Origin of the sequence: Actinomadura sp. K4S16 (assembly GCF_008327685.1) — a bacterium.
Classification (GTDB): Bacteria; Actinomycetota; Actinomycetes; order Streptosporangiales; family Streptosporangiaceae; genus Spirillospora.
The window spans coordinates 130283-144133 of sequence record NZ_BDDE01000011.1 but is presented as its reverse complement, the minus strand read 5'-3'; the positions used below and the strand labels follow the sequence as shown (position 1 = coordinate 144133).

At 73.2% G+C, this 13851-nt stretch carries 13 protein-coding genes; 5 read left to right on the top strand and 8 right to left on the bottom strand.

The window, feature by feature from the left end; genetic code table 11:
• Position 1 precedes the first annotated feature (1 nt).
• A complete protein-coding gene (locus K4S16_RS07830; protein WP_149258197.1) occupies positions 2–769 on the bottom strand; it encodes a Sir2 family NAD-dependent protein deacetylase in 768 nt (255 codons plus the stop codon).
• Between the two features lie 139 nt (positions 770–908).
• Between K4S16_RS07830 and K4S16_RS07825 the strand changes: the two genes are divergently transcribed.
• On the top strand, positions 909–1874 hold the full coding sequence (locus K4S16_RS07825) for a sulfotransferase (protein WP_149258196.1): 966 nt from the start codon (positions 909–911) through the stop codon (positions 1872–1874).
• A gap of 22 nt (positions 1875–1896) precedes the next feature.
• On the opposite strand, the gene K4S16_RS07820 is transcribed toward K4S16_RS07825, so the two are convergent.
• The gene (locus K4S16_RS07820) at positions 1897–3873 is read right to left on the bottom strand and encodes an ABC transporter ATP-binding protein (RefSeq protein ID WP_375708326.1); all 1977 of its coding nucleotides are present in this window, start codon (positions 3871–3873) and stop codon (positions 1897–1899) included.
• Positions 3874–4070: 197 nt separating this feature from the next.
• Here K4S16_RS07820 and K4S16_RS07815 point away from each other — a divergent pair, with 197 nt between their 5' ends.
• Complete coding sequence (locus tag K4S16_RS07815; RefSeq protein ID WP_149258195.1) at positions 4071–6011, top strand: Xaa-Pro dipeptidyl-peptidase; 1941 nt, start codon at positions 4071–4073, stop codon at positions 6009–6011.
• Between the two features lie 42 nt (positions 6012–6053).
• Here the strand turns inward: K4S16_RS07815 and K4S16_RS07810 are convergent, their stop codons facing one another.
• The 3 genes from K4S16_RS07810 to K4S16_RS07800 form a co-directional block, all read right to left on the bottom strand.
• Positions 6054–6881, bottom strand: coding sequence for an enoyl-CoA hydratase/isomerase family protein (locus K4S16_RS07810; RefSeq protein WP_149258194.1), 828 nt, complete (start codon positions 6879–6881; stop codon positions 6054–6056).
• Positions 6882–7028: 147 nt separating this feature from the next.
• Positions 7029–7241, bottom strand: coding sequence for a helix-turn-helix domain-containing protein (locus K4S16_RS07805; protein WP_021596738.1), 213 nt, complete (start codon positions 7239–7241; stop codon positions 7029–7031).
• A 116-nt stretch (positions 7242–7357) separates the two neighbouring features.
• A complete protein-coding gene (locus tag K4S16_RS07800) occupies positions 7358–8956 on the bottom strand; it encodes an ABC-F family ATP-binding cassette domain-containing protein (RefSeq protein ID WP_149258193.1) in 1599 nt (532 codons plus the stop codon).
• A 271-nt stretch (positions 8957–9227) separates the two neighbouring features.
• Here K4S16_RS07800 and K4S16_RS07795 point away from each other — a divergent pair, with 271 nt between their 5' ends.
• Positions 9228–10025 carry a VOC family protein gene (locus K4S16_RS07795; protein ID WP_149258192.1) on the top strand — a complete coding sequence of 266 codons (798 nt, stop codon included), beginning with the start codon at positions 9228–9230 and terminating at the stop codon, positions 10023–10025.
• A gap of 46 nt (positions 10026–10071) precedes the next feature.
• Here K4S16_RS07795 and K4S16_RS07790 read toward each other — a convergent pair whose 3' ends face one another.
• Genes K4S16_RS07790 through K4S16_RS07780 form a run of 3 tightly spaced genes read right to left on the bottom strand, consistent with a single transcriptional unit; the run spans position 10072 to position 12127 of the window.
• A complete protein-coding gene (locus K4S16_RS07790) occupies positions 10072–10833 on the bottom strand; it encodes an AIM24 family protein (protein WP_149258191.1) in 762 nt (253 codons plus the stop codon).
• Positions 10834–10835: 2 nt separating this feature from the next.
• Positions 10836–11489 carry an AIM24 family protein gene (locus K4S16_RS07785; RefSeq protein ID WP_149258190.1) on the bottom strand — a complete coding sequence of 218 codons (654 nt, stop codon included), beginning with the start codon at positions 11487–11489 and terminating at the stop codon, positions 10836–10838.
• Positions 11489–12127, bottom strand: coding sequence for an AIM24 family protein (locus K4S16_RS07780; RefSeq protein ID WP_235036646.1), 639 nt, complete (start codon positions 12125–12127; stop codon positions 11489–11491). Before K4S16_RS07780 ends, K4S16_RS07785 begins: the two co-directional genes overlap by 1 nt.
• 67 nt (positions 12128–12194) lie before the next feature.
• Between K4S16_RS07780 and K4S16_RS07775 the strand changes: the two genes are divergently transcribed.
• Positions 12195–12587: an ABC transporter permease gene (locus tag K4S16_RS07775; protein ID WP_149258189.1), complete on the top strand. Its 393-nt coding sequence runs from the start codon at positions 12195–12197 to the stop codon at positions 12585–12587.
• Between the two features lie 94 nt (positions 12588–12681).
• A complete protein-coding gene (locus K4S16_RS07770) occupies positions 12682–13839 on the top strand; it encodes an EAL domain-containing protein (RefSeq protein ID WP_149258188.1) in 1158 nt (385 codons plus the stop codon).
• The last annotated feature ends 12 nt before the right edge of the window (positions 13840–13851 follow it).

Here is a 13851-nt window from a genome sequence, read left to right as displayed (position 1 = left end):
ATCATCGCCCCGTGCCGAGCGCGAGGCCGGCGAGGCGCGGCAGCGTCTCGCCGATCGGCCGGCGCAGCACCGCGTCGGCCAGCTCATCGTACGGCGTCTCCTCCGCGTTGATGATCACCAGGCGGGCGCCGTGGTCGACGGCCTCCAGGCACAGGCCCGCGGCGGGCTGCACGGTGAGCGAGGTGCCGACCGCCAGGAACAGGTCGCAGGACCGCGCGGCGGCGACCGCCGCGTCCAGCACGTCCCGGTCGAGGGCCTGGCCGAAGGAGATCGTCGCGGACTTCTGGATGCCGCCGCACTCGGCGCAGGGCGGGTCGTCCTCCCCCGCGTCGACGCGGGCGATGATCTCCGGCATCGGGGTGCGCAGCCCGCAGGCCAGGCAGACGGCCTCGCGCATGGTCCCGTGGATCTCGATGACCGTGCCGTCCGACGATCCGGCGCGCTGGTGCAGGCCGTCGATGTTCTGGGTGATCAGGGCGCGGATCCGGCCCGCCCGCTCCAGCTCGACCAGGGCGGCGTGCGCGGCGTTCGGCTCGGCCTCCCAGACGGGGTCGTCGCGCCGCGCCCGCCAGGCGCGGCGGCGGACCTCGGGATCGGCGAGGTAGGAGCCGATCGTGGACATCGCCTCCGCCGAGGGGTCGCGCGTCCAGACGCCGTTCGGGCCGCGGAAGTCGGGGATCCCGCTGTCGGTGGAGATGCCGGCGCCGGTGAGCACCGTGATCGCCTCGGCCTCCGGCAGAAGCCGGGCGAGGGTCAGGGGAGCGTCCACCTCACCATCGTAGGTCCGGGGCGGACCCGCGCGTCCCGGTGACGGTGCGGTCCGCGGCGGTTAACGGATGGGTATCGGGCGGGCCTCACGGAGGGTCACGGGCCGCCCCGCCCTCAAAAGGTGACAAACTTGGCCCGGTATGAGGTCGACGCCGCACATCCTGGTGATCAACGGCACCAAGGTCCGCCGCCCGGTGTTCATCCTGGGCGCTCCGCACTCGGGTGCGGAGCTGCTGGCGCGCGCGGTCAAGCGCTCCCCCGGCTTCCACCTGACCACCGGCCGGCCGGGCGTCCTGCGCGTCACCTACGCCTTCGCCCGGCAGCCCTCGATCGCCGAGCGCGGGGAGGGCGCCGCCCGCGTGCTGCGCGACGCCTTCGCGCAGGCGTGGCAGGTGTCGGCGCGGGCCTGCGCGGAGTGCCCGGACGAGTGCCGGGAGATGGGCGGGCTGCCGCCGCGCCCGCCCGGCCGCCCGGAGGGGCCCGCGCCCGGCTCCGAGCTGCCCGGCCCGTGCGTGCAGGCGCAGGGGCTCGCCCGGTTCGCCGACGCCTCCCCCGACCTGATCTACAGCGCCGACGTGCTGCTGGACGCCTTCCCCGACGCCCAGCTCGTCCAGGTGATCCGGGACGGCCGGGACGTGGTCGCCGACATGCTGGCCGACGAGCGCTGCCTGGCCTGGTTCAAGCCGGGGCTGGCCAACCTCGACACGGTGTTCCCCAATCCGTTCTTCGGCGTGGAGGACCACACGGACCGCAGCCGGTGGCCGCGCGCGGCGACCGCCGTGAAGTGCGCCCTGCGGTGGCGGGGCTCGGTGCGGCTCAGCGCCAGGCTCCGCCTCCAGGTGCCGGAGGAGCAGCTGGTCACGGTCCGGTTCGAGGAGCTCGTCGCCCGGCCGCGCCGGGTCGGGGCCGAGCTGGCGGAGTACCTCGACGCGCCGCTGTCGAAGTCGGCGCTGTCGGGACTGGTGCGGGCCGGCGCGCAGGACGCCGCGGAGCCGGGCGTCGGGGTGTGGCGCGAGCGCCTCACCCCGCGGCAGGCCGCCCAGGTCGAGAAGGTCGCGGGCACCGAGCTGCGGCGGCTCGGCTACCCGGTCGGCCCGGACGCCTGAGCGGCCGCCGCCCGGCCCTCGGCTACTCGGCCCCCAGCGGCTCGGCCCCCAGCGACTCGGCCCGCAACTCCTCCCCGGGACCGGAATCGCGCTGGTGCGAGAACTGCGTGCGGTAGAGCTCGGCGTACAGGCCGCCCTCCAGCAGCAGCTCCTCGTGCCGGCCGCGCTCGGCGACCCGGCCGCCGTCGATCACCAGGATCTGGTCGGCCTCCCGGATCGTGGACAGCCGGTGCGCGATCACCAGCGACGTCCGGCCGGCCAGGGCGGTGCGCAGCGCCCGCTGGACGGCCGCCTCGGACTCGGAGTCCAGGTGCGCGGTCGCCTCGTCCAGCACGACCACCGAGGGCGCCTTGAGCAGCAGCCGGGCGATGGCCAGCCGCTGCTTCTCCCCGCCCGACAGCCGGTAGCCGCGGTCGCCGACGACGGTGTCCAGCCCCTCGGGCATCGCGGCGACGAGGTCGCCGATGTGCGCCGCCTCCAGCGCGGCGAGGATCTCCTCGTCGGAGGCGTCCGGGCGGGCGTAGCGCATGTTCTCGCGGATCGTGTCGTGGAACAGGTGCGCGTCCTGGCTGACGACGCCGATCTCGGCGCGCAGCGACTCCAGCGTGACGTCGCGGACGTCGACGCCGCCGATCCGGACCGCGCCGTCCGACACGTCGTACAGCCGCGACACCAGATGCGTGATCGTCGACTTGCCCGCGCCGGACGGCCCGACGAGCGCGACGAGCTGCCCCGGCGCGGCGGTGAAGTCGACGTCGTGCAGCACCTCCCGGCCGGGCGCGGTGTCGGTGCGCGCGATCGACTCCAGCGAGGCGAGCGACACCTCCTCCGCCGACGGGTAGGCGAACCGGACGTGGTCGAACTCGATCGACGGGGCCTTCGAGAGCGCCGGGCCCGAGCCGTTGCCGGACGGCGCGCGGGCCCCGGCCAGCTCCCGGGCGTCCTCGCGGTCGCGGACCAGCGGCTTCAGGTCGAGCACCTCGAACACCCGGTCGAAGCTGACGAGCGCGGTCATCACGTCCACGTGGACGTTGGACAGCGCGGTCAGCGGGCCGTACATCCGCGTCAGCAGGGTGGCGAGCGCGACGAGCGTGCCGAGCTGGAAGGCGCCGTCCACCACCAGGTAGCCGCCGACGCCGTAGACCATGGCGGTGGCGAGCGCGGCGACCAGCGTCAGCGCGGTGAAGAAGACCCGCCCGTACATGGCGGCGACGACCCCGATGTCGCGGACGCGGGCGGCGCGGCCGGAGAAGTTCTCCTCCTCTTCGTCGGGGCGCCCGTAGAGCTTGGCGAGCATGGCGCCGGCGACGTTGAACCGCTCGGTCATCAGCGAACCCATCTCGGCGTCCAGCACCATCTGCTCGCGACTGATCCGGCTCAGCCGCTTGCCGACCCACTTGGCCGGCAGGATGAAGATCGGGAGCAGCAGCAGCGCGATCACCGTGACCTGCCAGGACAGCACGAGCATCGTCACCAGCACCAGGACCAGGCTGATCACGTTGGACACCACCGACGACAGGGTGGTGGTGAGGGCCCGCTGCGCGCCGATGACGTCGTTGTTGAGGCGGCTGACGAGCGAGCCCGTCTGCGCCCGCATGAAGAACGCGACGGGCTGCCGCTGGACGTGCGCGAACACCTGGCTGCGCAGGTCGTAGATCAGCCCCTCCCCGATGCGCGCCGAGTACCAGCGCTGCGCGAGGCCGAGCACGGCCTCCACCAGCGCGAGCCCGGCGACGGCGCCGGCGAGCCACAGGACGATGCCCGACCGGCCCGGCACGATGCCGCGGTCGATGATCGATTTGAGCAGCAGGGGGTTGGCGACGACGATCAGCGCGGCCAGCGCGTTCAGCCCCAGGAAGATCGACAGCTCGCGGACATAGGGGCGGGCGTAGCCCGCGATCCGCCCCACGGTGCCGGGCGCCAGCTTCTGGTGGGTGACGGAGCTGTCCTTGCGGAACGAGGCCATCACCTGCCAGCCGTTGCCCGGCATTCCCGGCATTCCCACGAGCGCCTCCCGGAGAGCCTCGACGTGACCAAGTACGTAATCAAGTAAGCATCTCAGTATCCGGCGGACACAACGCGGACGCGCGCACCGCTCTTCCCGGCTCCGCTCACGGCGTAACGCGGCTCTGGACAAGCCGCTCCCGGGGTGTAAGCGTGATCTCCGTTCCAGGCTCACATCCCCCAGGAGCCCCTATGAGACGACGCCTCACCGGCGGCGCCGGCGTGATCACCCTCACCGCCGCGCTCGCCGCCACCACCGCGCTGCCCGCGGCGGCGGCCGGGCCCACGAGGTCCGCGCCCCGGCCTTCCCACGCCGACGCGGGCGCCCACCAGGTCACGGTGCGGAACGGGGAGACGCAGCCGGTCTTCTCCCGGGCCGACGCCGTCACCCAGACCGTGAACATCGAGACCACGGCCGACAGCGACCGCGACGGCGTGCGGGACCGCGTGCAGCTGCGGATCATGCGCCCCAAGGAGACCGACACGGCCGGCCTCAGGGTCCCGACGATCCTGGAGCCGAGCCCGTACTGGGCCGGGATCAACGACGTCCCGAACCACCCGGTCGACATCGGCGACGCCAGGTCCCGCGCGCTGACCACGACGCAGCGCAATCTCGCCGAGATCTTCCCCGGCTACTACGACAACTACTTCCTGCCGCGCGGCTACGCCGTGGCCGACCTCGACAGCATCGGGACGGGCGGCTCGACCGGCTGCCCGACCTCCGGGGACCGCAGCGAGCAGGCGGGCGCCAAGGCCGCCGTCGACTGGCTGAACGGGCGGGCCCGGGGCTGGGCGCCGGACGGCACGCCGGTGGCGGCGACCTGGTCCACCGGGAACGTCGGCATGATCGGCCAGTCCTACAACGGGACGCTGCCGAACATGGCCGCCGCCACCGGGGTCGAGGGCCTGAAGGCCATCGTCCCGATCGCGGGCATCTCCAGCTGGTACGACTACTACCGCGCGGGCGGCGGCGTGGTCGCACCCGGCGGCTACCAGGGCGAGGACCTGGACGTCCTGGCCAAGGCGGTGCTGACCCGCAAGGACCCCGAGGTCTGCGCGAAGGTCATCGACGACATCGAGGCGACCCAGGACCGCGAGACCGGCGACTACTCCAAGGTGTGGGCGGAGCGCGACTACGTCGGGCAGGCGCGCAGGGTGCGCGCCGCCGTCATGGTCGTGCACGGGCTCAACGACTGGAACGTCAAGACCAAGAACTCCGTGCAGTGGTGGAACGCCCTGAAGGAGGCGGGCGTGCCGCGCAAGCTCTGGCTGCACCAGGGCAACCACTCCACGCCGTTCCGCTGGCGGGTCGAGGAGTGGCTGCGCCAGACGCTGCACTGGTTCGACCGCTACCTGTACGGCATCCGCAACGGCATCGAGCGCGAGCCGCGGGTCGACGTCCAGCACGCGGACGGGACGTGGGAGACGGCGAAGGACTGGCCCGTCCCCGGCACCCGCACCGTGCCGCTGAGCCTCAACGCCGGCCCCTCCGGGCAGCCGGGCGCCCTCGGCCTCACGCCTCGCCCCGGCGCGGCGCAGTCGTTCGCGGACGCGGGCAAGACCCGCACCGCCGAGCAGCTCCTCGTGAACGAGGACCGGGCCGACCCGAACCGGCTCGCCTACCTGACCGGCCCGCTGGCGGCGCCCGCCCGGGTGGACGGGATCCCGTCGGTGTCGCTGCGGGCCTCGCTGGACGGCCGGTCGCCGTACCTGACGGCGCTGCTGGTCGACTACGGCACCGACACCCGTCCCACGGGCGCGCGGGTCGCCACGGGCGAGCAGGTCTGCTACGGCGAGAGCGTGCCGGGCGACCCCGGCTGCACGACCCGGCAGGTGCTGCAGACCGAGACCGCCCCCTACAAGATCATCACGCGGGGGTGGCTGGACGCGCGGAACCGGCACGACTTCGCCAGGACCGAGCCGATCGAGGCGGGCAGGACCTACACCTTCACGTGGGACCTCGAACCGACCGACTACACGGTGAAGGCCGGCCACCGGCTCGGCGTGGTGCTGCTGTCGACCGACTACGACTACACGCTCCGCTACCCGGCGGGGACCGAGGTCGCCGTGCGGCCGGGCGTCAGCAAGGTGCTGCTGCCGCTGGCGCGGGGCGGCCGCGAGTCGCTCCGCTAGAGCGGCGCGGCGGGCCGGGGGAGGCCCCCGGCCCGCCGGCCGTCACTTTCCGAAGACCTCGCGGAGGCGGCCGATCTGCTCGCGGCGCTCGGCGGCGCACTGCTCGTCCAGGGTGTTCTCGGCGGCCTGCCACAGCAGCCGCTTGGTCGCGACGGCCGCACCCGGGTTCACCGCCAGCAGGGCGCCGGCGAGGTCGCGGACGGCGCCGTCCAGGCCGTCGCGCGGGACCACCGTCTCGGCCAGCCCGATCCGGGCAGCCTCGTCGGCGAGGACCGTCCGGGCGGTGAGGCACAGCTCCAGGGCGCGCCCGATCCCCACGATCTCGACCAGCGGCTTGGTGCCGGTCAGGTCGGGGACGAGCCCGAGCGCGGGCTCCTTCATGCAGAACTTGGCGTCGTCGGCGACCACGCGGATGTCGCAGGCCAGCGCGAGCTGGAAGCCGGCGCCGATGGCGTGGCCGTGCACCGCCGCGACGGAGACGATGTCGGGGCGCCGCAGCCAGGTGTAGCCCTCCTGGAGCTCGGCGATGAAGCGGTCGGTGCCCTCGGCGTCGGAGCCGTCGGTGAACCCCTCGCCGCCTCCGCCGCCGGAGAACATGCCGAGGTCGATGCCGGCCGAGAACGAGGGGCCCGCGCCCTTCAGGACGACGACGCGCACGTCCGAGGGCAGGGAGCGCCCGATCGCGGCGAGGCCGCGCCAGGTCGCGAAGGTCATGGCGTTGCGCCGCTCGGGCCGGTTCAGGGTGACGGTCGCGACCGCGCCGTCCACGTCGAGCCGGAGGCCCGCCTCGTCGAGGCCGGGCGGGACGTGCCGAGCCGCCTCCGCCGCCGTGGCCGTTTCCGGCCTGCCGGCCGTGGTCGCGTCCCCCATGGGTCTTCCTTCCGATGAGCGTTTCGGGTCCCGTCCCGCCGTCCACGGGGCGGGACCCGAGATCCTGTCCGCCGCCGCGACCGAACCTTACTCGGTCGGTCGCGGCGCCGGGTCAGGCGGTGCGCTCATCCGGGGGCCGGTGTCCGGTCAGGACTTCTTGCCCCGGGTCGCGCCACCGCGACCGCGCAGGTTGACGCCGGACTCGGTCAGAATCCGGTGGATGAAACCGTACGAGCGGCCGGTGGCGGCTGCCAGGGCGCGGATGCTCTCGCCGGAGTCGTACCTCTTCTTCAGGTCCGCCGCCAGCTTGTCGCGCTCGGCACCGGTCACGCGGGTGCCCTTCTTCAGGGTCTCGGCCACGAGTACCTCCCGTAGTGATGTGGTGACCGCTGCGTTATCCCCCGCCATGATCAGTCATTCCCGCCGGTTCGGCTACCCACTCGGCCAGAAAAGATCTGCGGAAGTCATCCCGCAGGTCACGCGAGCGCCACCAGATCGGCAAACTCGTCACTCCAGATGTCTTCCACACCATCTGGGAGCAAAATCACTCTTTCCGGTGCCAGCGCCTCGACCGCGCCCTCGTCGTGGGTCACCAGGACGATCGCCCCGGCGAACGTCCGCAGCGCGGCGAGGATCTCCTCGCGGCTCGCCGGGTCGAGGTTGTTGGTGGGCTCGTCCAGCAGCAGCACGTTCGCGCTGGACACCACGAGCATCGCCAGCGCCAGCCGGGTCTTCTCGCCGCCGGACAGCACCCCTGCGGGCTTGTCGACGTCGTCGCCGGAGAACAGGAACGAGCCCAGGATCTTGCGGACCTCGACCGGCGCCAGCCCGGGGGCGGCCGACTGCATGTTCTCCAGGACGGACCGCTCGACCTCCAGGGTCTCGTGCTCCTGGGCGTAGTAGCCGATCCGCAGCCCGTGGCCGGCCACGACCGTCCCGGTGTCGGGCTTGTCGACCCCCGCCAGCATCCGCAGCAGGGTCGTCTTGCCCGCGCCGTTCAGGCCGAGCACGACCACGCGGCTGCCGCGGTCGATGGCCAGGTCCACGTCGGTGAATATCTCCAAAGATCCGTACGATTTCGACAAACCCTCCGCGGTGAGGGGGGTTTTGCCACAGGGTGCCGGGTCCGGGAAGCGAATTTTGGCCACCTTGTCGGCCTGCCGCTCGCCCTCGACGCCCGCCAGCAGCTGCCGGGCCCGCCGGTCCATCTGCTGGGCCGCCTTGGCCTTGGTGGCCTTGGCGCGCATCTTGTCGGCCTGCGACAGCAGCGCGGACGCCTGCCGCTGGGCGTTCGCCGTCTCGCGCTTGCGCCGCCGCTCGTCGGTCTCCCGCTGGTCGAGGTACTTCTTCCAGCCGACGTTGTAGATGTCGATCACGCAGCGGTTGGCGTCCAGGTGGAACACCCGGTTGACCACCGCGTCCAGCAGCTCCACGTCGTGGCTGATGACGACGAGGCCGCCCTGGTGGCCCTTCAGGAAGTCGCGCAGCCAGACGATCGAGTCGGCGTCCAGGTGGTTGGTGGGCTCGTCAAGCAGCAGGGTGTCGGCGCCGGAGAACAGGATGCGGGCCAGCTCGACGCGTCGCCGCTGGCCGCCCGACAGCGTGCCGAGCGGCTGGCTCATCACCCGGTCGGGCAGGCCGAGGCTGGAGGCGATCGAGGCGGCCTCGGCCTCGGCGCTGTAGCCGCCGAGGACGTGCAGCCGCTCCTCCAGCCGCCCGTACCGGCGGACGGCCTTGTCACGGCCGGCGTCCGTGGCGGTCGCCATCGCCTCCTCGGCGGCGCGCAGGTCGCGGATCACCTCGTCCAGCCCCCGGGCCGAGAGGATCCGGTCGCGGGCCAGCTCGTCCAGGTCGACGCCACGGGGGTCCTGCGGGAGGTAGCCGATCGTCCCGGAGGACGTCACGGCGCCCTGCGCGGGCTGCGCCTCGCCCGCCAGGACCTTGGTGAGCGTGGTCTTGCCGGCGCCGTTGCGGCCGACGAAGCCGACCCGGTCGCCGGGGTTGACCCGGAAGGTGGCGGCCTCGATCAGCAGCCGGGACCCGGCGCGCAGCTCGATGTCTTTCGCAATGATCACAGTGACAGGGCTCCCCTGACGGACGGCTCGGTGGACAGGCACGAAGAAGCGCGCCGCGCGGTCCTGTGACCGGGGCGCGCTGGGCGGCCTGTCAGTTCGGGAGCGGAACCATCCGCCCAGTGTACGTGAAGCCGGGCCGGTCCCGGCCATCCCGGAGCCCGCCGGGAGCCGATGTGTAGACGCGGGAGGGCGGGGCCAGGATGGAAGTGGCGGCGCGTGCGACGGGACGGCATCGGGGCCGTGGTCCCCGGCACGAAGGAGTGTGAGGCAGATGACCCACGTCACGAGCAACGCGCCTGACGGGACGCCCACCTGGCTGGACATCGGCATCCCCGACCTCGACCGCGCCAAGACGTTCTACGGGACCCTCATGGGCTGGCAGTTCGAGGACGCGGGGGCGGAGGCGGGCCACTACAACCTGTGCAACCTGCGCGGGGAGCCCGTCGCGGGGATGATGCGGAACCCCGAGGGCGAGCCGGACGTGTACTGGTGGGAGGTCTACTTCGCCGCGGGCGACTGCGACGGGTTCGTCAAGCGGGTCACCGACGCGGGCGGCGAGGTCGTCGTCCCGGCGATGGACGTCATGGACCGCGGGCGCATGGCGATCGTCCGCGACCCGCAGGGCGCGCAGTTCGGCCTGTGGCAGGGCCGCGCCCACCCGGGCTCGCGGATCGTCAACGAGCCGGGCTCGTTCGTGTGGAACGAACTGGTCACGAGCGATTCGGCCGCGGCCGGGGAGTTCTACGGGGCGGTGTTCGGATACGAGCTGGAGCCGATGCCGGGTGACATGGACTACACCGTGCTGAAGCGGGCGGGCGACGGCCGCTACGTCGGCGGCATCCTCGGCGGATCCGAGATCCGCCTCGGCGGCGGCGAGCACCCCGCCTCGTCCTGGGTGACGTACTTCGCGGTCGACGACGCCGACGAGGCGGTCCGCAAGGTCCGCGCGGGAGGCGGCGCCGCCGACTCCGAGCCGCAGGACACCCCGTACGGGCGGACGGCGGCCGTCCGCGATCCCTTCGGGGTCCCGTTCAACGTGATGAAGCCCGCGCAGGAGCCGCAGTCCTGACCCGGCGGCCCCGGGGGCCGGACGCGCGCGTCCGGCCCCCGGGGGGTCAGCCCTGGCGCTCGGCGGCGAGCCGCTGCGTGATCGTGTGCTGGAGCCGCTGGAGGCCGGACGTGCCGACCAGTCCGATCTGGCCTTCGAGGTCGCGCAGCAGGACGTCCTCGTTCATCACGACCTCCGACGACTGCATCATCACGGTGCCCTGGCCGGTGAAGTCGAACTGGTGCTCCTCGCCGGACGAGCCGCCGATCCCGAAGATCATCCGGGCGGCGCCGAACGCGCCGCGCATGTAGGAGTGGTCGTAGTGGTGGCAGGGCGAGGGGCAGTCGGCCCAGCCGAGCAGCGCCTGCGGGTCGACGCGGATCGGCGGTTCGACGAAGTGCACGGGCCCGTTGGACGCGGCGACGAACCGGCCCGTGCCGATCAGGGTCAGGAACCCCGGGATGATCGACTGCTTCAGCTCCAGGCCCGGCTCGAAGGCGAGCAGGTTCCCGGCCCGGACGGTGAGGTTGCCCTCCTCCAGGTCGAAGGAGTTGACGTCGAACCCGCGGTCGGCGAGGACGAGCTTGCCCTGCCCCTGCGCGACGATCCAGTCCTGCGCGTACAGCGGGGAGTTGAACGTGTGCGCGACGAGGGAGTCCAGCGGGCCGGCCGACAGCGCCTCGAACCTGATCTGCCCGTAGTAGGCGATCATCTTGCCCTTCTGCGCGAACCACTGGCCGTTGAGGTCGACGCTGAAGGCGTAGGGGTTGACGTTGTCGTTGGACGGCAGGGTCGTGGGGTTCCAGGTCTGCGTGCCGAACGTGCTCACGGTCAGATCTTCCTCTCGCTGGCCTGGACGTAGACGACGCCGGAGCCGCTCAGCTCCAGCTGGAAGCCCTCGCCGGAGCCGCGCCCGATCAGGTCGCGCAGCCCCACCGCCGTGGTGAGCTTGTTCTGCACCTGGCCGCGGTGGGCCACGTACGCCTGCGGGTCGACGTGGACGGGGCGCTGCGGGGTGATCGGCAGCTCCATCACGCCGCCGTGCGACAGCAGGGCGCACGCGCCGTGCCCGGTGAGCGTCGTGGTGAACAGGCCCTGCCCGGTGACCGCGCCGCGCACGATGCCGCGCACGCCGCCCTGCTCGCCCATGAACATGGTCCCGACCTGCAGGGTCGCGTCGTGCACGAGCAGCCGGTCGGCCTCGGCGTACAGGGTGTCGGCGCCGTTCAGCTCGACAACGGACACGTGCAGCCCGCCATGGCCGAACATGACGCTGCCCTGGCCGGTCACGTGCATCATCGCGCTGTGCTCGCCGGCGACGGCGCGCCCGAGGGCACCGCCGATGCCCTGCCCCGCCGTGGTGGACGGGGCGAACGACACCGGGCCGGTGTAGGCCAGCATGGCCCCGCGCTTGCTGTAGACCTCCTGCCCGGGCCCGATCCGGACCTGGAGCATCTTGGAATTGATCGACTGGTAGCCGGGCATCAGATCTCCAGAATCCCGCCGCGTTCGGCCGGCTGGACGTAGACCAGCCCGTGCCCCTGGTACCGGAACTGCACGCTCTCCCCCGATCCCTGGCCGATCACCGTCCGCCAGTTGACGTCGGTGACCACGTCCTGCTGCAGCTGCCCGTGATGGCAGACGTAGGCGTGCGGGTCGACGCACAGCGGCGTCTGCGGCGTCACCTCCAGCGCGATGGCCGGGCCCTGCGAGAGGATCGCGACCGTCCCGTGCCCGTCGACCTTGGTGGTGGCGAGGCCCTGGCCCGTGCCCATCCCCCGCAGCCCCACGAACTGGACGCCCGTCTGGAGGCTCCCGTCGAGCGCCAGCAGGCTCTCCGACTCCACGAACAGGGTGTCGCCGGTGAGCTGGACGAGGGTCACCTCCGTCGCCTCGCTCGCCAGGTAGACCGTCCCCTGCCCGGTGATCTCCATGAGGGTCATGCCCTCGCCGGCGATCCTGCGCTTGAGGGCGCCCCGCAGCCCCTCGCCGCCCGTCATGCCCTGCCGCTTGAACGACATCTGGCCCTCGTAGGCCACCATCGAGCCGTTCAGCGCCCGGATCGTCTCGCCGCCGAGGTCGACGGCGAGCATCTTCGAGCCGTTCATTCGAAATTGCGCCACGAAGCGGAAAGATACAGCCCGGCGCGTTGCCGGTCCCCCGCGTGCGCCGATCCGCAAGGATGAGCACATGTGGATCGCTCCCGAACGCCGCAGTCTCAGCCGGTGGGCCGTCCCAGGGCTCGTCCTGGGCGCCGGTGTGGTGGTCGGGGCCGTGCTGGCCGCCGACGGGCGGTCGGGCACGGCCCTCATCGCACTGGCCGCGCTGGCCGGGTACGCGGCGTATCTCGCCTACCGGCGCAACGAGCCGGCGCTGCCGCTCAGCGAGGGGTTCGGGTCGGGCACCCGGGCCCGCGCGCACCTGCGGGCCGCCGCGATGACCGGCGACGTGCTGACCGTCGCGGTCGTCGGCGGGCTCGTGGTGCAGGCGCTGCGCGGCGCCGACATCACCGCCTACGTGTGGCTGGCGGCCGTCGCCGGCGTGACGTACCTGCTGTCGGCCGTGGCCGGCCGCGGGCTGTGACCGGATGCCGGCCGGCCGCGTGACCTCGGGAACTGTGGGTTAACTTCTCCCAACAAGTCCGGTTTGACCGGGCCGCGGGCGGCATGATGCGCCTGTGTCCGCCACCGACACCCTCGATGCGCTCGTCCCGGCCCGGGCTGTGTTCCATCCCGTGGTCGACCTCGGCACGGGCGCCGTCGTCGCCGTGGAGGCGCACGCCGCACCGTCCGCTCCGTCCGGCCCGCCCGGCCCGTCCGGCGGACCGATGCGGCCCGACCCGGCGTCCGGGGACGTGCGGCGCGCGGTCGAGGCCGCCCGCGCGGCCGCCGGGCTGGGCACGCCGCTGCCGATCCAGATCGGGCTGCGCGCCGAGACCCTCGCCGGCGGCGAGGACCTGCTGGCCGAGCTGCACCGCGGCCTCGGCGACACCGGACGGCGCCCGCAGGAGATCATCCTGTGCGTCGGCGGGGGCTTCCCGCCCGCGCGCCGCCCGGCCCTCGCCGCCGCGCTGTCCGCGCTGCGCCGCGCCGGCTACCTCGTCGGGCTCTCCGGCCTCGGCTCGGCGCACACGCCGCTCGACCTGCTCGTGGAAGGCGCCTCCTACCTGCTCAAGCTCGATCCCGGGCTGGCCCGGACGGCGGCCGCCGATCCGCGCCGCGCGGCGCTCGTGGCGAGCCTCGTCGAGCTGGCCCACCGGCTGGAGACGCACGTCCTGGCGCCCGGCATGGCCGCCCGCGACCAGGTGCTGCACATGCGCGAGACCGGCGTCCGGCTCGTCCAGGGGCCGGCCCTCGCTCCGCCGGAGTGGCGGCCGGGGATGCCGGTCACCATCCCGGTCACCGGGGAGGCCGCGGCGCCCGCCCGGCCCGGCGCCGGACTGGGACCGCGCGTGTCGGAGTTCACCCTCCCCGCCGTGACGCTGCCGCGGACGGCGACCGCCGGCGAGGTGCTCAACGCGCTCACCGCCGAGACCGGCGCGACCAGCGTCGTCCTGGTGGACGAGCGGCAGCGGCCGAGCTTCACCGTGGACCGGACGCGCTTCCTGCTCCAGCTGTCGGGCGCCTACGGCCATGCCCTGCACGCGCGCCGGCCCGCCGCGCGGCTCGCCGACCCGCCGCGCCCGGTCCCGCGCACCGTCCCGGCGATCGCCGCGCTGCGGGCCGCCGGGGCCGCGGACGAGCGCGTCTACGACGACCTCGTCGTGGTCGACGAGGTCGGCCGCTGCCTCGGCATCGTCCGGGTGGCCGACCTGATCCGAGCCATGTCGCGCTGAGATCGCCGCTGC